Below are 20,543 nucleotides of genomic sequence, written 5' to 3' on the forward strand. Positions count from 1 at the left end.
GCCTCGGCGGGCGGGCGCGGGGCGCGCCGCCCGGGCTCCGGTGTTCCCCCACATTGGGCCCGGCCTTTTTGGTTAAATAGGGTCCCGCCGGGCGGGCCCGGGCGGCTTCTTATGCTCCCGCGCTGCGCGCTCGCCGGGCATGGCCCAGCGCTACCGTCAGATGGCTACGGCGTCTGCAGCAGCAGCGAATGCAGGATGCGCGCGTCTTCGGCGTCCAGCGTCTTCGGCAGGTCGTCACTGCCGCGAAAGCGGCGATGGAAGGCGGCGACGGCCGCTTCGCGATCCTCCAGCGGGTAACCGAAGCGGGCCATTGCATTCCACGCATCGAAACCGTCCGGTGCGGGGCCATCGCTGGCACGCGGCCACACGCCGAAGCCAGCCTCGGCCAGCTGCTGCCACGGGAAGAAGCGGCTGGGGTCGGCCTTGCGCGTCGGCGCGAGATCGGCGTGGCCGATCACCTGCCGCGGCGGGATGTTCAGGCGCTCGGTGAGATCACGCAGCAGCAGGATCAGCGATGCGATCTGCGCGGGCGTGAACGGCGTGCTGCCGTTGTTGTCCAGCTCGATGCCGATGGATGCCGAGTTGAGATCGGTGATGGTGCCCCAGCGGCCGGAACCTGCATGCCAGGCGCGGCGTTCATCGCTGACCAGCTGGTAGCGGTGGCCATCGGCCCCGATGAGGTAATGCGCGCTGACCCGGCCGCCGCTGTTGGCAGTGCGCAGCGTGTGCAGGCTCTGCTGCACCGAATCCTGTTCGGTGTGGTGGATGACGATGACGACTGGATCGCGCGCGTTCTGGTTTGGCGAAGGCACCCAGGTAGCCAACGGGTTGCGGCTTTCCTGCGGCGCGGAAGCACAGGCGGCCAGCAGCAGGCAGGCCGAGAACATCAGGGGGGTGCGGATCGGGTGCATGCGTTTGATTGTGCGCGATCGCGCGCGACGATGCATGCCGCAGTACCGACCATGAAGGATGCAGTAGAGCCACGCCACGCGTGGCTGGAGGGCTGCAGTGCCGCCCAGCGGTCGGCACCCACCAGAACAGCGGGTCGAGGCGAGGTCCCCCCCACCGTACGCACCCACCAGAACAGAGGGCCGAGGGGAGTGCCGACCAACGGTCGGCACCCACCAGGGCTCATGGCACCCACCAGGACAGAAGGCTGCCCGCCGCTACCTCAGGCCTCGTAGGCCGATTCGCCGTGCGAGGTGACGTCCAGGCCAGTACGTTCGGCCTCTTCGGTCACGCGCAGGCCGACCACCACCTTCACCAGCAGCAGGATGGCCGCGGTGACCACCGCCGACCAGACCACGGTGAGGCCGACGCTGACCACCTGCACCCACACCTGGTGGCCGATATCCAGATCGGCCTTGGTGCCGCCCAGCGACTGCGCGCTGAACACACCGGTGAGGATGGCACCGACGATGCCGCCGACGCCGTGCACACCGAACACGTCGGCGGTGTCGTCCACCTTCAGCAGCCGCTTCAGGCCGGTGACACCCCACACGCAGACCACGCCGGCGACCAGGCCGATGACGATGGCGCCCAGCGGGCCCACGGTGCCGCAGGCCGGAGTGATGCCGACCAGGCCGGCCACCGCACCCGAGGCTGCGCCCAGTGCCGACGGCTTGCCCTTGGTGATCGCTTCGGTGAGCGTCCAGCCCAGCACTGCCGCAGCAGTGGCCAGCACGGTGTTGAGGAAGGCCAGCGAAGCGACGGTGTCGGCGGCTGCGGCCGAGCCGGCGTTGAAGCCGAACCAGCCCACCCACAGCAGCATCGCGCCGATGTAGGTGAACGGCACGTTGTGTGGCTTCAGCGCGGTCTGGCCATAGCCCAGGCGCTTGCCGAGGAACCACGCGCCGACCAGGCCGGCCACGCCCGCGTTGATGTGCACCACGGTGCCACCGGCGAAATCGATCGCGCCCATCTCACCCAGATAACCGCCACCCCAGACGATGTGTGCCATCGGGATGTAGCTGAGGGTGAACCACAGCGCCGAGAACAGCAGCACCGCGCGGAACTTGATGCGTTCGGCGAAGGCGCCGACGATCAGCGCGGTGGTGATGCCGGCGAAGGTCGACTGGAAGGCGACGAAGAGATAATCCGGCAGGCCCTTGATGGGCGTGTTGCCGACCGAATCAGGGGTAAAGCCCTTCAGGAAGGCGAACTCGGTGAATGAGCCGAAGAACGGATTGCCCGCGCTGAACACCGCGCTGTAGCCGTAGGACACCCACAGCAGCAGCACCAGCGAGAACACCACCAGGATCTGGCTGAGCACCGACAGCACGTTCTTCGAACGCACCAGGCCGCCGTAGAACAGGGCCAGGCCCGGCACCACCATCAGCAGCACCAGCAGGGTGGAGGTGAGCATCCAGGCGACGTCGCCGTGGTCGAAGGCCGGCGCGGCGGCTTCAGCGGCAACCGGTGCCGCGGCCACCGGCGCCTGCAGCGGTTCGACCGCGACGGTTTCGCTGGGCAGCGGCGAGACCTGGGCCTGGGCGTTCGCAGTGCCCGGCCAGGCACCGGCGGCGAGCGCGCTGAGCAGCATCAACAGGCACACGAGATGGAACCGGGCTTGCCACCCGGTGAGAAGGCGCATCTTCATTTGGGGGAGTCTCCGGAAGGGGTTACAGCGCGTCGGCACCGATTTCGCCGGTGCGGATACGGATGACCTGCTCGACGGCAGTGACGAAGATCTTGCCGTCGCCGATCTTGCCGGTGCCTGCGGACGATTGGATCGCTTCGATCACCGCGTCGGCACGCTCGTCGGTGACCACGGTTTCGATCTTGATCTTGGGCAGGAAATCGACAACGTACTCGGCGCCGCGATACAGCTCGGTGTGGCCCTTCTGGCGACCGAAACCTTTCACTTCGGTCACGGTGATGCCCGACACGCCAGCGTCTGAGAGGGCCTCGCGGACCTCGTCGAGCTTGAACGGTCGGATGATGGCGGAGATCAGTTTCATGCGCATGTCCCGATGGTGGATGGGGCCACCGCGCCAACGCGCGATGGCATCAGGCAACCACGGGCCATCGTGGTGATGGCCGTGGCTGTTGCACCGGACACGTAATGGGCCGGGACGGCCGTGCCTCTCTCCTTGCACGACCGACGCGGGAGGGAGGGCGGCCCATGTCGCGTATCCGGTCTCTCTCTTGCCCCTGGTTCAGCGGACTGACAGTCCGCTCTACCAAAGCGGGCCAGCGGCCCGCCTTCAATGCAGCGGACCAACGGTCCGCTCTACCACGACGGGCCTGGGCCCGCCCTGCGGCTCCCCAGCCGCGAAGAACGGAGGCGATGGCGGCGGGTGGGAGGGAGGTCCCACCGCCATCGCCGCCCGGTCAGCTGGCGTAGTACAACTGGTATTCCAGCGGGTGGGTCGCCGCGCGGAACTTGGTCACTTCCTGCATCTTCAGCGCGATGTAGCCGTCGATGAAGTCATCGCTCATCACGCCCCCGGCCTTGAGGAACTCGCGGTCCTTGTCCAGCGCTTCCAGGGCCTGGTCCAGCGAGGAGCAGACCTGCGGGATCAGCTTCTCTTCTTCCGGCGGCAGGTCGTACAGATCCTTGTCGCTCGGTGCGCCCGGGTCGATCTGGTTCTTGATGCCGTCCAGGCCGGCCATCATCAGCGCGGTGAAGGTCAGGTAGCCCGACTGGATCGGATCGGGGAAGCGCATTTCAATGCGGCGCGCCTTCGGGTTGGACACCCACGGAATGCGGCACGAGGCCGAACGGTTGCGGGCCGAGTAGGCCAGCATCACCGGGGCTTCGAAGCCCGGCACCAGGCGCTTGTAGCTGTTGGTGCCCGAGTTGGCGAAGGCGTTGATGGCCTTGGCGTGCTTGAAGATGCCGCCGATGTACCACAGCGCGAGTTGGCTCAGGCCGCCGTAACCGTCACCGGAGAACAGGTTGGTGCCGCCCTTGGACAGCGACTGGTGCACGTGCATGCCGCTGCCGTTGTCACCGACGATCGGCTTGGGCATGAAGGTGACGGTCTTGCCGTTGCGGTGCGCCACGTTCTTGATGACGTACTTCATGCGCAGCAGTTCGTCGGCTTTCTGCACCAGGGTGCTGAACTTGGTGCCGATCTCGCACTGGCCGGCGGTGGCCACTTCGTGGTGCTGCACTTCCACTTCGATGCCGACCTGTTCCAGCGTCTTGCACATTTCAGCGCGCAGGTCATGCAGGGTGTCAGTCGGCGGAACGGGGAAGTAACCACCCTTAACGCCCGGACGGTAGCCGCTGTTGGCGCCGTCGTACTTGGCACCGCTGTTCCAAGCGGCTTCTTCCGAGTCGACCTTGAAGAAGGTGTTGCCCATTTCATTGGCGAAACGGACCGAATCGAAGATGAAGAATTCCGGCTCCGGGCCGAAGAACGCGGTTTCGGCGATGCCGGAGGACTTCAGGTAGGCCTCGGCGCGCTTGGCGATGCCGCGCGGGCAGCGGCCGTACGGCTGCATGGTGGCCGGGTCGAGGATGTCGCAGCTGATGACGATGGTCGGATCGGCGTAGAACGGATCGACATAGGCGCTGGCCGGGTCCGGCAGCAGGACCATGTCCGACTCGTTGATGCCCTTCCAGCCGGCGATGGAGCTGCCGTCGAACATCTTGCCTTCTTCGAACAGCGACGGTTCGATGATGCTGACCGGGAAGGTGACGTGCTGCTCGACGCCACGCATATCCACGAAACGCAGATCGACGAACTCGATCTGGTTGTCCTTGATCAGCTTCTCAACGTTTTCCACGGACATCGGTACGACCTCGGATGGGGATGAATGCCTGCTTGAGGTAGAGCAATGACCGTGCCAACTTTTCTGTGCACGCAAGCCATTGATTTCAAAAAGCACGCCCCGGCGCGGTGCACAGCGGAGCGCACCAAATGGGTGCATGCATCTTCTTCCGCACCCGTTTGGTGCGGCAGGGATCGTCTATCCTCTCGACCTTCTTCCTTCCGCTGCCGGCGCCCATTCCACCCATGTCCGATCTGCTCTCCGCCCTGTTGCTGGGCATCCTCGAAGGCCTCACCGAATTCCTGCCGATCTCCAGCACCGGCCACCTGCTGATTGCCCAGCACTGGCTGGGCGCGCGTTCGGACTTCTTCAACATCATCATCCAGGCCGGCGCGATCCTGGCCGTGGTACTGGTGTTCCGCCAGCGCCTGCTGCAGCTGGCCACCGGCTTCGGCCAGCGCGAGAACCGCGAGTACGTGTTCAAGCTGGGCGCTGCCTTCCTGGTGACGGCCGTGGTCGGCCTGGTGGTGCGCAAGGCCGGCTGGTCGCTGCCGGAAACCGTGGGCCCGGTGGCCTGGGCGCTGATCATCGGCGGCGTCTGGATGCTGCTGGTGGAGGCCTATACCGCACGCCTGCCCGACCGTGACCAGGTGACCTGGACGGTGGCGATCGGTGTGGGCCTGGCGCAGGTGGTGGCCGGCGTGTTCCCCGGCACCTCGCGTTCGGCCTCGGCGATCTTCCTGGCCATGCTGCTGGGCCTGAGCCGCCGCGCGGCCGCCGCCGAGTTCGTGTTCCTGCTGGGCATTCCCACCATGTTCGCCGCCAGCGCCTACACCTTCCTGGAACTGGCCAAGGAAGGAAACCTGGCCAGCGAGAACTGGACCGACGTCGGCGTGGCCTTCGTTGCCGCCGCCATCACCGGCTTCGTCGTAGTGAAGTGGCTGATGGGCTACATCAAGTCGCACAAGTTCACGGCGTTTGCCCTCTACCGCATCGCCCTCGGCGCCGCATTGCTGCTGTGGTTGCCTGCCGGTAGCTGAACAACGCCGGGACCGGTCAAACCCATTCCCGGTCCCGACCCGTTTTTCCAGGTTCCTCAAGGAGACTCACCACCATGAACCGCACGCTCACCCTGCTCCTCCCGCTGGCCCTGCTGGCCGCCTGCAGCCAGACCCCGGCCCCCGCCGGTACCGGCGGCGACGACGTGGCCCCGGCCGCCACCAAGGCAGCGGACCAGCAGACGCTGGCGCACCTGGATGCGCAGCGCCTGCAGAGCCAGCACTGGTTGCTGAAGCAGGCCACCGCCGCCGACGGCACGCGCATCGATGCGCTGTTCGCCCGCGATGACAAGCCGGTCACCCTGGACTTCGCCGATGGCCGCCTGGCGGTGAGCAACACCTGCAACCGCCTGGGCGGTGGCTACACCCTGGAAAACGGCACGCTGAAGGTAGGCGCGATGGTGTCGACCATGATGGCCTGCACCGACAAGGCGCTGATGGCGCTGGACGAAGCGGTGTCCAGCCGCCTGCAGGGCGAGCTGAAGGCCGCGCAGGGTACCGATGGCGCGCTGACCCTGACCACCGGCAAGGGCGACGCGCTGGTGTTCGCACCGGAACCGACCGCCGAAACCCGCTACGGCGGCCCGGGCGAAACCGTGTTCCTGGAAGTGGCCGCGAAGACCCGGAAGTGCTCGCACCCGCTGATTCCGGATTACCAGTGCCTGCAGGTGCGTGAGGTGAAGTTCGACGACAAGGGCCTGAAGCAGGGCGAACCCGGCAAGTTCGAGAACTTCTACGGCAGCATCGAGGGCTACACCCACGAAGACGGCGTGCGCAACGTGGTGCGCGTGAAGCGTTTCGCGGTAAAGAACCCGCCAGCCGATGCGCCGTCGCAGGCGTACGTGCTGGACATGGTGGTCGAGTCGGCGACCGAGCGCTGAGGCCGACCCACGCGTGGTGGAACCGACTGTCAGTCGGCTTGCTTCTGTAGAGTCGAGCCATGCTCGACTGTGCGGAAAGCAGCCGAGCATGGCTCGGCTCTACGGGGGGCGAAGCCGAGCATGGCTCGGCTCTACAGGGGGCGAAGCCGAGCGTTGGCTCGGCTCTACAGAACGCAGGAAGCAACGCCGGCCAGCGGCCGGCGTTGCCGGGTTGCCGTTACAGCGCGGGATTCAGCGTGTAGGTGCCGTGCAGCGTGGCTTCGGCCAGCACGTGGCCGTGCATGGCGCGGTAGGCATCGGCGGCGGTGAAGCGCTGCGGCAGGTCCAGCGTCGCCACATCCAGCGCGAACACGCGGAAGAAATAGCGGTGCACGCGCTCGTCGTTGAACGGCGGGTACGGGCCGTCGTAGCCGAGGTAATCGCCGGCCATGTCCGGGTTGCCGGCAAACCAGCCGGTGAAGTCGTTCACGCCCTGGCGGCTGCCTGCCGGGCCGGCCGGTGCCGGCTTGCCCTTGGCAACGAAGCCATCGCTGCAGCTGCCGGCGGCGATCTCGTGTACCGACGCCGGAATATCGGCCATCACCCAGTGCACAAAATCGCAACGCGGCTGGTCGCGCGGCACGGTCATGTCACTGCGGCCGACCGTATCGGGCACGGTCGGCACGTCCGGGTCCACGCACACCAGCAGGAACGCGCGGGTACCATCGGGCACGCCGCTCCACGCCAGGTGCGGGTTGCGGTTCGGGGCGAAACCCGTGGCATCACCGGCCGCGAACTCGCGATCGATCGGGGCGCCGGCGGTGATGCTTTTGCTGCTCAGCTGCATGGGGGGGCTCCTTACGCTTCGGGATAGCCCAGTCGCACCGCGACCGGGGTCAACAGATCGAACGCTGCATTCATCACGTCGGTGTAGCGGCGCCAGTGGCCGGCCGGGAAACGCGGCGGGCCGATGCGCTCGGCCGGCGGGATCGAGGTGTTGAACAGCTCCTGCAGCATGCCGGCAACCACGCGCGGGTCATCGCCCACGTCGTCCATGCGCATCAGCAGGTGCGGGTACAGATCCTGCTCATGCAGCGTCGCCACCTGGGCCATCGAACGCGCCAGCCACTCGGCCGCTTCGGCCACGTTGTTGACCGCGAACGGTGCCGGCGCGCCGTAGGCGATCCAGTCCAGCAGCATGTCGCGCGGGTCGCGCAGCACCACCAGCAGGCGACCCTGCGGCAGGTGCGGACGCAGCGACCACAGCAGGGCGTTGTCCCACCACAGCAGCCAGTCGATGACGGTGTCGTTCTGCACGCCGCGCTGGCGCAGCGTGTCACGCCAGCCGCTCACCAGGCCCTCGGGGCTGAGGTCGCCGGAGGCCAGCCTCTGCAGGGTGAAGTAGTTCTGGAACGCGTCATCCGGCGGGGTCGGCGCGAAACGGTCGCTGCGCATCACCGGGCTTGCCCCGGCGAAGGTGACCGCCACGCGTTCAACGCCCGAGCCCGGTGCGCCCCACAGGAAGATCGGTGCGGAGGCAGCGCTTTCGGCATCGACCTCGCCCAGGTCGGGCCAGCTCGGCGGTGCCTTGGCCTGCGGCGGCAACGGCAGGCGTTCGGCGTTCTGCTCGGCATGCAGCTCCAGCCAGGTGCGCAGCGCTTCGCGCGGCTGGCCGGCCTGGTCCTGCACCTCGCCCAGCCAGGTGCGCAGCTCGCGGCGACGGGACTCGGGCACCGCGTCAACCAGGCCCTGCACGTGGGCCACGGCGGCGGCCGGGTCACGCGCCAGCAACGCGCCGACCAGGCGCGTTTCGCCACTGATGCGGCCCGGTTCCAGGGCGACGATGCGGGCCGCCAGGGCTTCCACGGCGTCGGCTTCGCCGGCCGCTTCATGCAGGCGCAGGCGGGCTTCCAGGGCCGGCACGAAGTCGGGCATGGCCTCGATCCAGCGCTCGGCCACGGCAATCGCGCCGGGGCTGCCGAAGCCTTCCGGCGCCAGGCGTGCCAGCCACAGGTGCGGCAGCTGCGGATGCTCGGCCAGCACCTCGTCCAGGTCGGCGCGGGCTTCTTCCTCGCGGCCCAGGCGCTGCCAGCAGGCCAGCAGCAGCTCGACCACGCGGCGGTCGCCCGGGTCGGCCTTCAGCATCGGCCGCAGCTGCTCCAGCGCCTGCATCGGCTGGTCGGCCTGCAGCGCGATCTCGGCACCGAGGCGCTGCAGCGCCGGCGTATCCAGGCCCGGCACCTGCAGCGCCTGCTGCAGCTGCTGGTGGGCGGCCTCGACGTTGCCCTGGCGCAGCGCCAGCTGCACCACCAGGCCGTGCAGGCTGGTCATCTTCGGGTTGATGTCGAGCACGCGGCGGAAGGCCTGCTCGGCAAAGGCCAGCATGTCCTTGGCCTGGTAGGCCGAACCCAGGGCGTACAGAACGCGCGGATCGTTGGGCATCTGCCGGGCGGCTTCGGACAGCAGCTGCAGCGCGCGGTCGGCGTCATCGCGGTACAGGGCCACCATGCCCTGCAGCGCCAGCACTTCCGGATGTTCCGGCTGCAGCTTGGCGGCCAGCGTCGCCTGGCGTGCGGCGGTGTCGATATCGTTGCGGCCGATCGCCAGATGGGCCTGCATCAGATACGCCTCGAAGGCGTTGGGATTGAGGTCGGTGGTGCGCAGCAGCGCTTCGTCGGCGCCCTCGAACTGGTGCAGGGCCAGCAGCAGGCCGGCCTGCTGCAGGTGCAGCTGTGCGTCGTCCGGGGCCAGCAGCAGCGCCTGCTGCAGGGGTTCCTGCGCGGCTTCGGGCTGGCCCTGCTGCTGCAGCGCAAGCGCCAGCCAGCGGTGGGCCTGGGCCTGGCCGGGTTCATCGTGCACCCACGCCTGTGCCAGCTGCACGGCCTGTGCGGTGTCGTTCTGGCGCAGGGCCTGGAGAATCTGGTCTTGCATGGCAGTCCGGTTCAATGGCAAACCCGCATTGTAGCGGGCTGCGCGCCGGCGCCGGTTCAGCCCGCCAGCACCCGCTGCAGGCGCTGGGCCACCCAGCGTTCGGAGAAGCCGTCGCCGCGCCAGTTTTCCAGGAACCCGCAATGGCCGCCCCAGCAGGCGGTTTCCAGCCGTGCGTGCTGCGGCAGCTGCCAGTCGCGGAAGGTGGCGTAGGGAATGACCGGGTCATCCTGCGCCATCAGGATGTCGGCCGGCACCTGCAGGGTGGACAGGCGGTCGCCGGCAATCGAGTAACCATCGAAGTAGGCCTGCAGCGTGCCGAAATCGGTATGGCGCTCGACCAGCCAGGTGGTCAGCGCGCGGATGTCCAGCTTCAGTACGCGGTCGTCGCAGTCGCTCAGTTCCGGGAACAGGTCGCGCTTGCGGCGCAGCGAGCCGGCCCACTTGCGGCGGAAGTACCAGTCGTACATCGCCGGGCCGCTCTGGATGCTGTCCATGGTCAGCGCCGGATCCAGCACCGGGCACACCGAGGCCACCCGCTGCAGCGGCACGCCGGCCGCAGGGGCACGCAGGGCCAGGCGCAGCACGAAGTTGCCGCCCAGCGAATAACCGGCGGCCACCAGCGGCAGGTCCGGCCAGCGCCGCGCGATGTCACCCGTCGCCTGCACCACTTCGTCGATGCGGTTGGAGTGGAAGATGCCGGGATTGAGGTGGTGGGTGTTGCCGTGGTCGCGGAAATTCAGCCGCACCACGTCGAAGCCCTGATCGATCATGCGCGCGGCCGCCATGCGCATGTAGCTGGATTCGGCGCTGCCTTCCCAGCCATGCAGCAGCAGGGCCATGCCCTTCGGCTCGCGGCCTTCGACGTAGCTGTGCCAGCCCTGCAGGCGCACGCCATCGCCACCATCGAGTATCAGTTCTTCGCTGACCGCACCGGTGGCGGCCAGCAGCAGCAGGCCACGCTGCAGGCGCATGCGGCTGGAGCTGAGCATGGACTGCAGGTGCGGATTGCGCAGCCAGCGCGGCGGCTGGTAGTCAGCCGCATGCAGCGTCGGCGTGCCGGCGTCCAGCAAAGGTGGCGGGATCAGTGCCACCGCACGCTCACTGCCCGCTCATCGCCGTCACGATGCGCGCGCGCGAGGTTTCCGCGATGCGTCGACGGCCTTCCAGGTCCTGTGCACCGATCGGTGCCAGGAAGTGCACTTCCGCACGTCGCGCCGGCTCACCGAGCAGGCGCAGGAAATTGGCGAAGAAACTCTCGCCCGGGCCGAAGGCCACGATGGTCTGGGCATCGCCATGGGCGCCGTAGACCAGGGCCACCGGCTGCACCGGCACGCCGGTTTCAACCGCGGCCTGGAAGATGCGCGCATGGAACGGGCCCACTTCGTGGCCGCCCCGGGTACGCCCTTCCGGGAACACGCCCACCGCCTTGCCATCACGCAGGCGGTCGGCCATCACCTGCATCACCCCACCGAGCGACTCGGTGTTGCCACGCTGGTGGAAGATGGTCTGCCCACGCGCGGCCAGCCAGCCCACCACCGGCCAGCTGGCGATCTCGCGCTTGGCGACGAAGCCCATCATGCGCTGGCTGTGCAGGATGGAGATATCCACCCAGCTGACGTGGTTGGCGACGAACAGCACCGCGCCCGGCAGCGCCGAACCGATCTGCACCAGGCGGAAGCCGAAGATCCACATCAGGCCGCCCTGCCACCAGTTGACGACCTTGGCGCCGAAGGTGGCATCGCCCACGCGCAGTTCGCCCCACGGCGGAAGCATGCCGATGAGGATCAACGGCAGGAACACGAGGATGTGGACCAACAGCAGCGGTACGCGGTACAGGTAACGGCACACACGCGCCACGCCGCCACGGGGGGCCGGAGTGGGGGAAGTCATCCGCGCACGATACCGGAGGGCCGCAGCCGCTGCCAGCCGATTCTGGCCATAAGTCCTATTGACCGCGGCCATGGGCAGGAACACGGTGTCCTGTTGGCGGGACTGCTGGGGCCAACTGGCCGCGAACAGCAGCCGAGCGTGGGCTCGGCGCTACCGAGTGACGGCCGGCCGCCATTGCCCGCAATGGGCCGGTACCAGCTGCAGATCGCTGACCTGGCGCTGGGTGTGCTGCAGCCGCTGCAGGGTCTGCCGGTAGGTGCCGGTGTGGCCAAGCAGTGCGGTGACCAGCCGCGGTGGTGGCACGCCATCGGTGATGGCGGCGCTGGACCAGGCGGCATCGGCCACCAGGAACACAGGGCGGCCATCGGCCGCTTCGAACAGCAGCCCGTGCTGGCCCACCGCATGGCCGGGCAGCGGCACCGCCAGCAGGCTGCGGTCGCCCAGCACGTCGCGGCCACGGCCGAAGGCATCGAAGGGACGCGGCAGGTCCACCTCCGGCAGGCTCTCCAGCCAGCCCATGCGCGGCGCCGCATCGCGGGTCAATGCGGGCAGCAGGCCCACGCTGAGCGCACGCAGGCGCCCGCGCGCGGCCTGGTCCTGCCACGCGGCGCGCGAACACAGCAGCGGCACGCCCGGGAAATCGAGCACGCCACCCACATGGTCACCATGCAGGTGCGACAGCACCACCAGGCCGATGTCGGCCGCGCCGATGCCATGCTGCTGCAGCTGCGCGCGCACGCTCTGGCCCGGGCCGAGGTGCACCGGCGTGACCCAGCGGTACAGGCGCTCGGGGAAGCGCGCGGTGGCCTGCAGGAAGGCGTCCGAATAGCCGGTGTCGAACAGGATGAGGCCGCGCTGCGGATGCCGCAGCAACGCCACCAGCGCTGGGAATTCGCAGCGATGCCAGCTGGCCCCCTGGCGCACGGCACGCTGCGGGTGCACGCAGTGACCGGCCTCGATCAGCTCCCACTCAAGCCGTGCCATCGCTGCCTCCGTGCTGCTTCCAGTGCGTAGCGAAGGCCTGCAGCGCGGCCTGCACGCCGGTGTGCGGGTCGTAGCCGAGGTCGCGCCGCGCCGCGCTGACGTCCAAGGTCTGCGAGTAGCCCAGCACGCCCACGCCATAGCGGGTCAGGCGCGGCTCGGGGCGGCCCGGGCGCAGGTTGGCCACGGCCTCGGCCACACCGGCCGCGGCCAACGCCAACGTTCGCGGCACTGGCCGCAGGCGCACCTGCAGGTCCATCGCTTCGAACAGGCCGTTGACCAGCGCATGCACGTGCAGCGGGGTGCCGGCGCTGATGTTGTAGGCGCGCCCGCTGCAGCGCGCGTCGGCCTGCAGCGCCAGGCTCACCGCCTGCACCGCATCGTCGATGGGGGTGACATCGATGAGCGCGCGGCCGCCATGGATCAGCGGGAACCGGCCGCTGGCCGCCACCGCCAGCAGGCGTGGCAGGATCGCGCGGTCACCGGGCCCGAACACGGCGCGCGGCCGCAGCACCACGGTGTGCAGCCCCTGGCGTGCCGCAGCGGCCACGGCCAGTTCCGATTCCCATTTGCTGCGGGCGTAGGCGGTGATCCAGCGTCGTGGCGGCTGGAAGCGTTCATCCAGACCGTACTGGTCGGCGAAGCGGAAATAGATGCTGGGCGAGCCCAGGTGGACCAGGCGGGCAACGCCGGCCGCCTGCGCGGCCTGCAGCAGGCGCGTGGTTGCCAGCACGTTCGCCCGCTGGAATGCGGCTGCCGTTCCCCAGGGCTGCGACATCGCCGCGCAGTGCACCACGGCATCACAGTCCTGCAGCAGCGGCGCCAGGGCATCCTCGGCAAGATCGGCAGCAGCCACCTCGATACCGCGCGTGGCCAGCGCCTGCAGCCGAAGCGCATCGCGCCCGCTGCCGCGCACCAGCCAGCCCTGTGCCGCCAACGCGAGTGCGACATGCTGGCCGATGAAGCCGCTGGCGCCAGTGACCAGGACCCTGGCCATCAGTAGCGCAGCACTGCGCCACCCAGCGCCAGGCCGGCGCCGGTGCCGATCAGCAGGGCCTGGCCGCCGCGCGGCAGGCGGCCGTCGATCAGGGCCTGGTGCAGGGCCATCGGCAGCGACGCCGCCAGCTGGTTGCCGTGCTCGCGCAGGATGCGCACCAGCCGCTGCGGCGGCAGGCCCAGTACCCGTTGCAGGTGATCCAGGGCCTGGCCGCTGGCCTGGTGCGGCACGATCACATCGCACGCGGCCAGGCTGGTGCCGGCGCTGTCCAGCAGATCCTGCAGGAAACCGGGCAGGCGCCGCGCCGCTTCGCGGTACAACGCCTTGCCCTGCATCTGGAAATGATGGGCCGCGTGGTACGCATCGACATCGTCGAACAGGCGCATGCCGGTGCCGCAGGTCGGCACCTGGCACAGCTCGGCACCGTCGCCATAGGTGCGCAGGCGGGTGGCCAGCAACGCCGAGGCGTGGCCATCGCCGGCACGTTCGACCAGCATCGCCACCGCACCATCGCCGAACAGCGGCGCGGTCAGCAGGTCATCCGGGTCGAGGCCAGCACTGGGAATGTCGCTGCAGACGATCAGTACGCGCCGGTAGCGGCGCAGTGCCAGCAGGCTGCCGGCCATTTCCAGCGCCACTACGAAGCCCAGACAGGTGGCGTTGACGTCGAAGGACGGCACGCCGCTGTCGCCCAGGCCGAGGGCGCGCTGCACCAGCACGGCCTGGCAGGGAATGGCCTGTTCCATCACCCCGCAGGCGGAGATGATGCAGTCGATGTCGGTGATCGCGAGGCCGGCCTGCTGCAGGGCCTGGCGCGCGGCCTGCGCGCCCATCCACGAGGCCCGCTCATCGGCCGCTGCATGGCCGCGGCTGGCCACGCCGCTGTGCCGCTCGACCCAGCCGTCCGGCTTGTTCCAGCGCTGGTCGAAGTGCTGCGACGGCACCCGCAGGCGCGGCAGGCAGGTACCGCTGGCGACGATCCGCAGCGGCAGCGCGGCGGGAGCAGGCAGCCCGGACATGGGCCTCAACCGTGGCCTGCAGCCACCACCGCCAGGGTCAGCCGCGAGATGCACACCAGCCGGCCCTGTTCGTCTTCGATGCGGATCTCCCACAACTGGGTGCTGCGGCCCACGTGCACCGCACGCGCGGTGCCGGTGACGGTGCCGCTGCGCACCGCGCGCACGTGGTTGGCGTTGATCTCCAGCCCCACGCAGACCTGCTTGCCGGTATCCACGCAGAGGTTGCCGGCGCTGCTGCCCAGAGTCTCGGCCAGCACCACCGATGCACCGCCGTGCAGGATGCCGTACGGCTGGCGGGTGCGTTCGTCGACCGGCATGGTGGCCTGCAACCAGTCATCACCGGCAGCGGTGAAGGCGATGCCCAGGGTATCGATGGCCGTGCCGCGGCTGAGCGCATTGAGCTGGTCGATGGAAACAGCTTCGCGGAACACCTGGGTCATGCAAGCACCTTCAGAGAATGGGGACGAGGCCGGCGCCGAATGCGGTCAGCATGCGCACCAGCAGCCACTTCGGGCCGACGTTCACTTCGGGGAAATCACCGACGGGCACGTAGCAGCGATGGAAATCCGGGCTCTGCCGCGGCAGCGGCTGCGGGCAGTCCACGCCGGGCCGGAACTCGTAGTCGGTGGCGTAGCGCCACGGCCAGAAATCGAGGATGGGCAGTGCTTCGGACGCCTTGCCCACGCTGTAGTTCAGCCCCGACAGCACCGGCGGCTTGGCGCGCGGTGCCACCGTCCAGGAATTCTGCGGGTGGGTGTCGCGCAGGATGCTCTGCGCCAGCTGCTCGGCGAACACCGGGTCGTCGATGATCACCGCGCCCTCCGTGTTGTAGTTCTCGCTGCGCGGATCGAAGTTGTGGGTACCGACCACGCCGATGCGGCGGTCGACCACCAGCGACTTCGCATGCAGGCCCATGCGCGCGCCCTTGCGGGTGACCGGCAGCGGCTTGTTGACCGCCTTGCTGCCCAGGAACGAGGGACGCGTTTCGGTACGCAGCAGGCGCGTTTCCACTTCACTGCCGGCGGAACGGCGGCGCGCCCGGCTGTTCTCGTAGGCGCTGCCCAGGCGCGGATGCTCCACGCCCGGCCGGGTGTCCTGCCCGTCGCTGTCCGCGGTGGCCGACGTTGACGGTGCATCGTCGTTGCCACCGCCGGCATTGCTGCCGGCCGCGCTGCCGCCGATCAGCGGATTGCGCACGCCCGCCTCGCCCCCGGTGCTGCCGCCGCTGCCCAGCGGGTCGGGCAGCAGGTTGCGGTAGTCGACCGGCGCATCCAGCGGGAACGGCTTGTATTCGAAGATGTTGAAGCCCAGTTCGCGCATGTTGCGCCGCTTGTACTTGTACGACAGCGCATACACGATCGGGTTGTCGGTGGCCGCCAGGCTGTTGCTGGACACCACCACGCGCGGCGGTTCGGGCCGCTTGCGCAGTTCGCGGAACAGCTTCTGCGCCGGCTTGGACAGCACCAGATACGGCGTCTGCAGGATCACTTCCTTCTGCGCGCCGGAAATGAGGGCGTCCAGCTGCGGCTCGGTGACGTGCTGGCCAGCCAGCGGCGCACTGGCACGCTCGCGGCGGTGCTTGCGCGGCAGGTCGGCGACATAGCGCACCGAGTGCACCGGCAGCGCGGTGTCGACGAACGAGCGGGTGATGAAGTCGGTGTCGTTGGCTTCCTCGCTGACCCGTTCCACCCGCTCGGGACGGCGGAACTGCGCCGGCGGCATGGGAGGCACGCCGGCGTTGAGCAGGGTGCGGCCGACATCGTTCAGGCGTTCGGCGGGCACGCTGCGCGGCGCGCGCCAGAACGCATCGAAGTTGGCGGCCATCGCCCGCGCTTCCGGCCCGGCGATCAGCACGTCGCGGTCGCGGAAGTTGTACTCGCGGTCCCAGTCGTAATAGTCGTCCTGGTAGTTGCGGCCACCGACCACACCGATCGCATCGTCGATGACCAGCAGCTTGTTGTGCATGCGCTGGTTGAACCGGCGGAAGCAGCACAGCACGCTGCCGGCATAGTCGAAGTAGTTCAGCCGGGCCTTGCCGAAGGTCGGGTTGTAGACCCGCAGCTGGAAGTTCTGGTGGGCCCCGGACAAGGCGCCCAGGATCTCCAGGTCGGAGATTGCCGACAGCTGGTCGATCAGTACCCGCACCTTCACCCCGCGGCGCGAGGCGGCCAGCAGTTCGTCGATGACCAGCCGGGCGCTGTCGTCCTTGTCGAAGATGTAGGTCTGCAGGTCGATGCTGCGGGTGGCGCTGCGCAGCAGATTCAGGCGGGCGACCAGGGCGCCCTCGCCTTCGTCGAGCAGGGTGGCGTAGTGCAGCGGCTGCGCTTCGGTCGATTCGCTGAATGCGCGGCCGGCCAGGGATCGCAACGGCGAATCCAGCGCGCAGCGGTCGCCGCGCTGGCAGTCGACCTGGGTCGAACGGGCCTGCACGGCGATGGCCTGGGCACGGTCGCGCTCGGCGTTGGACAGCGACGCGCAGCCACTGCCAAGCAACAGGGTTGCCAGCGCCAGTACACGCAGCAGGAAATTCACGGTTTCGGCGCCTCGCTCAGGCGGGCTCGCAGTACGAAGGTCACTCGGTCACTCAAGGCAAGCTGCCAGCTGTCCATGCCGTACCGGCCTCGTTGCACGGTACCGCGGCTGACGACATCGCAATCATAGCCGGGTCGGGAACATTCCGCCTTCTCCACCCGCAGGGTTTCCGGGTGGCTGACCCCGCGCAGGGTCAGCCGGCCCTGGATGGCACCGCCATTGCCGACGGTGTCCGGCCAGTAGGGCAGCGAATCGAACTCGACCGACGGGTAGCGCCCCGCATCGAAAAACTCCGGCCCGCGCATCCAGCCGGTGTAGCGGTCCTTGCCCGGGATCTCCACCGAGCGGGTGAACATCTTCAGGTGCACCTGGTGGCGGCCATCGGACAGCACTTCGACGCGTCCCTCGAAGTGCGGGAACAGCCCTTCAATGCGCTGGCCGAAGCGGGTGCGCACTTCGAAGCCGATCCGCGAGCGCTGCAGGTCCATGTGCAGCACACGTGACGACTCGGCCGACGCCAGTGCCGTCACCGGCGGCAGCGGCGTGGGCGGTGGAGGGGCAGCCCAGGCCGGGCTGCAGACCAGCAGCACCGGCAGCAGGCAGCGGCCGGGCCGTGCCAGGATCATCGACTCACGGCCACCAGAAGGCGTTCAGGCTGGCCACGCCCGGCTCGATCGCCGCCTCGCGCGGGAACCCGAGCACGGCGACGGCCGCCGGCGGCATGCCCCGGTAGTCGCTGCTGGTGCCTTCGGTCATCAGCGCCACCAGCCTTTCCAGGCCGGGGTTGTGGCCGACGATCAGCACCCGGTCGAGGTCGCGGCGTTCATCCACCAGCGCGGCCAGGGTGCCGGGGGTGGCTTCATAGATGCGGTCTTCCAGGCGCTTCTCGACGTAGCCGATGGCCGCCAGCACCGCTTCCAGGGTCTCGCGGGTACGCCGCGACGGCGAGCACAGCACGCAGTCCGGCAGCAGGTTGTTTTCCTTCATCCACTTGCCGGCCGCCTCGGCTTCGGCAAGACCCACCGGCGACAACGGCCGATCGAGGTCGGCCTGGCCGGGGGTGGCCGGTTCGGCATGGGCATGGCGCAGCAGGATCAGTTCACGCATCGCGAGGTTCCATGAAAGTGAGGGTGCAGCACAAAGGGTGACGTACGCGTCACAGCTTCAACCAGGCCAGCAGCGGCTCCCAGTCGGCCTGGTGCTCGCGCACCTGGGCCGAGCGGTAATCGAACAGGCTGCGGCCAAGGCCGGTCATCACCACGTAGCTCTGGCTGTCGCGCAGCTGGGCGACCACCGGGTACGGCCATTCGCCCAGCATCTGCAGGGCCTGTTGCGAGGTCTGGGTCCACGGCTTGGTGCGGTTGAGGACCAGGCCTACCGGCAGCTTGCGGCTGTGCACGCGCGGGTTCTGCGCCAGGCTGTTGAGGAAGCCGACGATGGCTTCGATGTCCAGCGCCGAGGGCAGCACCGGCACCACCACGGCATCGGCGGCGTCGAGAAAATGGGGGATATCGTCGGCCAGTGCGCCGGCCGGTGCGTCGATGATGACGGTATCGGTCCCGTCGGGCAGCTTCTGCAGCCATTGCTTCTTGCGGTACACGTCGATGGGCAGGACCGCGCTGTCCAGCCCGGCCCGGCGCTGTGCCCAGCGGGTGCTGGAACCCTGCGGGTCGGCGTCGGCGATCACCGTGGCCTTGCCCTGCAATGCCGCGTATGCGGCCAGGTGGGTGGCGACGGTGGTCTTGCCCACCCCGCCCTTGGAACCGGCCACCAGGATCGTCTTCATGCCAGCCTCGCTTCCGGGTACGTGCCCCGAGCGTACACCGGCGATGGTGACGTTAGGTAGAGACGGCCTGAATCAATCCGCATCGGCTTTGCTATCGTTGCGCTCCCGAAGGATCGAACCGGCATGAGCGAACTGCAGGACCTGAGCGCGTTGATCCGCGCCAACACCCCCCTGATCGTCATCGAGACCCAGGACGAGGGTCGCATCGTCGAACTGTTCCGGCAGACGCTGATGCATGTCTGGCGCGCCCTGCACCGCTGGTCGATCACCGAGGGCCTGCGCCGCATCGACCTGGAGCGCGAGGACGATGCGATCGGCCCGCCCGACGCCAGCGCCGCCCTGCAGATGATCCGCCAGGCCGAACAGCGCGGCATCTACCTGCTGCTCGATTTCCACCCCTACCTCGGTTACGCCAGCCACCAGCGTGCGCTGCGCGACCTGATCCAGCGCCGTCACAGCCAGCCGCACGTGCTCGTGCTGATCGGCGCCAAGGTCGAGCTGCCGGCCGAACTGGAAGCGTTGGCGGTGCGCTTCAACCCGCGCCTGCCCGATGCCAACGCCCTGCTGAAGATGCTGCGCGAGGAGGCCGACGCCTATGCCCGCGAGCATGGCGGCCGCCGTGTGGAAGTGGACAGCGAAGCGGTCAAGAAGATCCTGAAGAACCTGCAGGGCCTGAGCCTGGTCGATGCCCGGCGCATCGCCCGCCAGCTGATCTATGCCGATGGCGCGCTGCGCGACGACGACCTGCCGCAGCTGGCGCGGCTGAAGTTCGAACTGCTCAACCGCAGCGGCCACCTGTTCTTCGAACATGACAGCGCGCGCTTCGGCGACGTGGCCGGTGCCAACCGGCTGAAGCGCTGGATCAACCAGCGCAGGGTCGCCTTCATCGCCGGCTCCGCCCCGGCCGGCCTGGACCCGCCGCGCGGCATGCTGCTGCTGGGCGTGCAGGGCTGCGGCAAGTCGATGCTGGCCAAGGCCACCGCCGCCGGCTTCGGCGTGCCGCTGCTGCGCCTGGACGTGGGCGCGCTGTACAACAAGTACCACGGCGAGACCGAAGCCAACCTGCGCCAGGCCCTGGCCTCGGCCGAGCAGCTGGCCCCGTGCGTGCTGTGGATGGACGAGATCGAGAAGGGCCTGGCCAGCGGTGGCGACGATGGCGGCGTATCGCGCCGCGTGCTGGGCCACCTGCTGACCTGGATGGCCGAGCGCAAGGCGCCGGTGTTCATCGTGGCCACCGCCAACCAGGTGCACGAGCTGCCGGCCGAACTGCTGCGCAAGGGTCGCTTCGACGAGATCTTCTTCGTCGACCTGCCGCCGCCGGACGTGCGGGTGGAGCTGCTGCGGCTGCACCTGGGCCGACGCCAGCTCAACGCGGATGATTTCGCGCTGCCGGCGCTGGCAGCGGCGGCGAACGGGTTCTCCGGCGCGGAGATCGAGCAGGCGATCGTGGCGGGGTTGTATTCGGCGCATGCCGAGGGGCGGCCGCTGGATACCGAGCTGCTGATGACCGAGATCCGCGCGACGCGGCCGCTGTCGGTGTTGATGGCCGAGCAGGTGGCGGCATTGCGCGAGTGGGCGTCGGGGCGGACGGTGTCCGCGGACGACTGAGGGGGGTTGTTTCCAGCCAACGGCGCAGCCCCTCGTGGCTGGCGGTTGGTAGAGTCGACTGGCATCAGGAGTGGGTCGGCGGGGGGGGCGCGGGCCCGGCGCACCCCCCCACACGAACCACCGGGCGGCGCGGGCGACAACAGCCGGCCCCAGCCCAGC

At 68.8% G+C, this 20,543-nt stretch carries 19 protein-coding genes; 3 read left to right on the forward strand and 16 right to left on the reverse strand.

Going from position 1 to position 20,543, the window contains the following annotated elements:
• Window positions 1–164 precede the first annotated feature (164 nt).
• The 4 genes from AC1VXD_RS17770 to glnA form a co-directional block, all read right to left on the reverse strand.
• Window positions 165–911: an N-acetylmuramoyl-L-alanine amidase gene (locus tag AC1VXD_RS17770; protein ID WP_482993154.1), complete on the reverse strand. Its 747-nt coding sequence runs from the start codon at window positions 909–911 to the stop codon at window positions 165–167.
• 260 nt (window positions 912–1,171) lie between these two features.
• Window positions 1,172–2,599: an ammonium transporter gene (amt, locus tag AC1VXD_RS17775; protein WP_108767272.1), complete on the reverse strand. Its 1,428-nt coding sequence runs from the start codon at window positions 2,597–2,599 to the stop codon at window positions 1,172–1,174.
• A gap of 22 nt (window positions 2,600–2,621) precedes the next feature.
• Entirely contained in the window at window positions 2,622–2,960 is a 339-nt protein-coding gene (locus AC1VXD_RS17780) for a P-II family nitrogen regulator (protein WP_004134334.1), read from the reverse strand.
• A 373-nt stretch (window positions 2,961–3,333) separates the two neighbouring features.
• Entirely contained in the window at window positions 3,334–4,743 is a 1,410-nt protein-coding gene (gene glnA / locus AC1VXD_RS17785) for a type I glutamate--ammonia ligase (protein WP_057498133.1), read from the reverse strand.
• Window positions 4,744–4,967: 224 nt separating this feature from the next.
• On the opposite strand from glnA, the gene AC1VXD_RS17790 reads away from it, so the two are divergent.
• Window positions 4,968–5,762, forward strand: a complete 795-nt coding sequence (locus AC1VXD_RS17790) for an undecaprenyl-diphosphate phosphatase (RefSeq protein ID WP_482993155.1) — start codon at window positions 4,968–4,970, stop codon at window positions 5,760–5,762.
• A gap of 74 nt (window positions 5,763–5,836) precedes the next feature.
• Window positions 5,837–6,661: a DUF4377 domain-containing protein gene (locus AC1VXD_RS17795; protein ID WP_482993156.1), complete on the forward strand. Its 825-nt coding sequence runs from the start codon at window positions 5,837–5,839 to the stop codon at window positions 6,659–6,661.
• Window positions 6,662–6,878: 217 nt separating this feature from the next.
• Here AC1VXD_RS17795 and AC1VXD_RS17800 read toward each other — a convergent pair whose 3' ends face one another.
• From AC1VXD_RS17800 to AC1VXD_RS17855, 12 genes are all read right to left on the reverse strand, one after another.
• The gene (locus AC1VXD_RS17800) at window positions 6,879–7,487 is read right to left on the reverse strand and encodes a YbhB/YbcL family Raf kinase inhibitor-like protein (protein WP_482993157.1); all 609 of its coding nucleotides are present in this window, start codon (window positions 7,485–7,487) and stop codon (window positions 6,879–6,881) included.
• Between the two features lie 11 nt (window positions 7,488–7,498).
• Window positions 7,499–9,571 carry a tetratricopeptide repeat protein gene (locus tag AC1VXD_RS17805; protein ID WP_482993158.1) on the reverse strand — a complete coding sequence of 691 codons (2,073 nt, stop codon included), beginning with the start codon at window positions 9,569–9,571 and terminating at the stop codon, window positions 7,499–7,501.
• Window positions 9,572–9,627: 56 nt separating this feature from the next.
• Window positions 9,628–10,617: a YheT family hydrolase gene (locus AC1VXD_RS17810; protein WP_207776454.1), complete on the reverse strand. Its 990-nt coding sequence runs from the start codon at window positions 10,615–10,617 to the stop codon at window positions 9,628–9,630.
• Between the two features lie 52 nt (window positions 10,618–10,669).
• Window positions 10,670–11,461: a lysophospholipid acyltransferase family protein gene (locus AC1VXD_RS17815; protein WP_482993159.1), complete on the reverse strand. Its 792-nt coding sequence runs from the start codon at window positions 11,459–11,461 to the stop codon at window positions 10,670–10,672.
• A 150-nt stretch (window positions 11,462–11,611) separates the two neighbouring features.
• Window positions 11,612–12,445: an MBL fold metallo-hydrolase gene (locus AC1VXD_RS17820; protein ID WP_482993160.1), complete on the reverse strand. Its 834-nt coding sequence runs from the start codon at window positions 12,443–12,445 to the stop codon at window positions 11,612–11,614.
• Window positions 12,432–13,439, reverse strand: a complete 1,008-nt coding sequence (locus tag AC1VXD_RS17825) for an NAD-dependent epimerase/dehydratase family protein (protein WP_482993161.1) — start codon at window positions 13,437–13,439, stop codon at window positions 12,432–12,434. Before AC1VXD_RS17825 ends, AC1VXD_RS17820 begins: the two co-directional genes overlap by 14 nt.
• Window positions 13,439–14,458: a 3-oxoacyl-[acyl-carrier-protein] synthase III C-terminal domain-containing protein gene (locus tag AC1VXD_RS17830; protein ID WP_482993162.1), complete on the reverse strand. Its 1,020-nt coding sequence runs from the start codon at window positions 14,456–14,458 to the stop codon at window positions 13,439–13,441. The genes AC1VXD_RS17825 and AC1VXD_RS17830 overlap by 1 nt, the downstream gene beginning before the upstream one ends.
• Before the next feature lie 5 nt (window positions 14,459–14,463).
• Window positions 14,464–14,898, reverse strand: coding sequence for a hotdog fold thioesterase (locus AC1VXD_RS17835; protein ID WP_108767261.1), 435 nt, complete (start codon window positions 14,896–14,898; stop codon window positions 14,464–14,466).
• A 10-nt stretch (window positions 14,899–14,908) separates the two neighbouring features.
• A complete protein-coding gene (locus AC1VXD_RS17840; protein WP_482993163.1) occupies window positions 14,909–16,990 on the reverse strand; it encodes a phospholipase D family protein in 2,082 nt (693 codons plus the stop codon).
• A complete protein-coding gene (locus AC1VXD_RS17845) occupies window positions 16,987–17,616 on the reverse strand; it encodes a YceI family protein (RefSeq protein ID WP_482993164.1) in 630 nt (209 codons plus the stop codon). The genes AC1VXD_RS17840 and AC1VXD_RS17845 overlap by 4 nt, the downstream gene beginning before the upstream one ends.
• A gap of 4 nt (window positions 17,617–17,620) precedes the next feature.
• On the reverse strand, window positions 17,621–18,097 hold the full coding sequence (locus AC1VXD_RS17850) for a SixA phosphatase family protein (protein ID WP_108767258.1): 477 nt from the start codon (window positions 18,095–18,097) through the stop codon (window positions 17,621–17,623).
• A 49-nt stretch (window positions 18,098–18,146) separates the two neighbouring features.
• Window positions 18,147–18,776: a nucleotide-binding protein gene (locus AC1VXD_RS17855; protein WP_482993165.1), complete on the reverse strand. Its 630-nt coding sequence runs from the start codon at window positions 18,774–18,776 to the stop codon at window positions 18,147–18,149.
• Between the two features lie 123 nt (window positions 18,777–18,899).
• On the opposite strand from AC1VXD_RS17855, the gene AC1VXD_RS17860 reads away from it, so the two are divergent.
• Window positions 18,900–20,384, forward strand: coding sequence for an AAA family ATPase (locus tag AC1VXD_RS17860; RefSeq protein ID WP_108767256.1), 1,485 nt, complete (start codon window positions 18,900–18,902; stop codon window positions 20,382–20,384).
• Window positions 20,385–20,543 lie beyond the last annotated feature (159 nt).

It is taken from the genome of Stenotrophomonas sp. STEN054 (genome assembly GCF_056854535.1).

Bases quoted from the DNA above. Each gene is read 5' to 3' on its own strand.
- AC1VXD_RS17770 (WP_482993154.1), bottom strand. From the start codon at position 911: ATGCACCCGATCCGCACCCCCCTGATGTTCTCGGCCTGCCTGCTGCTG.
- amt (WP_108767272.1), bottom strand. From the start codon at position 2,599: ATGAAGATGCGCCTTCTCACCGGGTGGCAAGCCCGGTTCCATCTCGTG.
- AC1VXD_RS17780 (WP_004134334.1), bottom strand. From the start codon at position 2,960: ATGAAACTGATCTCCGCCATCATCCGACCGTTCAAGCTCGACGAGGTC.
- glnA (WP_057498133.1), bottom strand. From the start codon at position 4,743: ATGTCCGTGGAAAACGTTGAGAAGCTGATCAAGGACAACCAGATCGAG.
- AC1VXD_RS17790 (WP_482993155.1), top strand. From the start codon at position 4,968: ATGTCCGATCTGCTCTCCGCCCTGTTGCTGGGCATCCTCGAAGGCCTC.
- AC1VXD_RS17795 (WP_482993156.1), top strand. From the start codon at position 5,837: ATGAACCGCACGCTCACCCTGCTCCTCCCGCTGGCCCTGCTGGCCGCC.
- AC1VXD_RS17800 (WP_482993157.1), bottom strand. From the start codon at position 7,487: ATGCAGCTGAGCAGCAAAAGCATCACCGCCGGCGCCCCGATCGATCGC.
- AC1VXD_RS17805 (WP_482993158.1), bottom strand. From the start codon at position 9,571: ATGCAAGACCAGATTCTCCAGGCCCTGCGCCAGAACGACACCGCACAG.
- AC1VXD_RS17815 (WP_482993159.1), bottom strand. From the start codon at position 11,461: ATGACTTCCCCCACTCCGGCCCCCCGTGGCGGCGTGGCGCGTGTGTGC.
- AC1VXD_RS17820 (WP_482993160.1), bottom strand. From the start codon at position 12,445: ATGGCACGGCTTGAGTGGGAGCTGATCGAGGCCGGTCACTGCGTGCAC.
- AC1VXD_RS17825 (WP_482993161.1), bottom strand. From the start codon at position 13,439: ATGGCCAGGGTCCTGGTCACTGGCGCCAGCGGCTTCATCGGCCAGCAT.
- AC1VXD_RS17830 (WP_482993162.1), bottom strand. From the start codon at position 14,458: ATGTCCGGGCTGCCTGCTCCCGCCGCGCTGCCGCTGCGGATCGTCGCC.
- AC1VXD_RS17835 (WP_108767261.1), bottom strand. From the start codon at position 14,898: ATGACCCAGGTGTTCCGCGAAGCTGTTTCCATCGACCAGCTCAATGCG.
- AC1VXD_RS17845 (WP_482993164.1), bottom strand. From the start codon at position 17,616: ATGATCCTGGCACGGCCCGGCCGCTGCCTGCTGCCGGTGCTGCTGGTC.
- AC1VXD_RS17850 (WP_108767258.1), bottom strand. From the start codon at position 18,097: ATGCGTGAACTGATCCTGCTGCGCCATGCCCATGCCGAACCGGCCACC.
- AC1VXD_RS17855 (WP_482993165.1), bottom strand. From the start codon at position 18,776: ATGAAGACGATCCTGGTGGCCGGTTCCAAGGGCGGGGTGGGCAAGACC.
- AC1VXD_RS17860 (WP_108767256.1), top strand. From the start codon at position 18,900: ATGAGCGAACTGCAGGACCTGAGCGCGTTGATCCGCGCCAACACCCCC.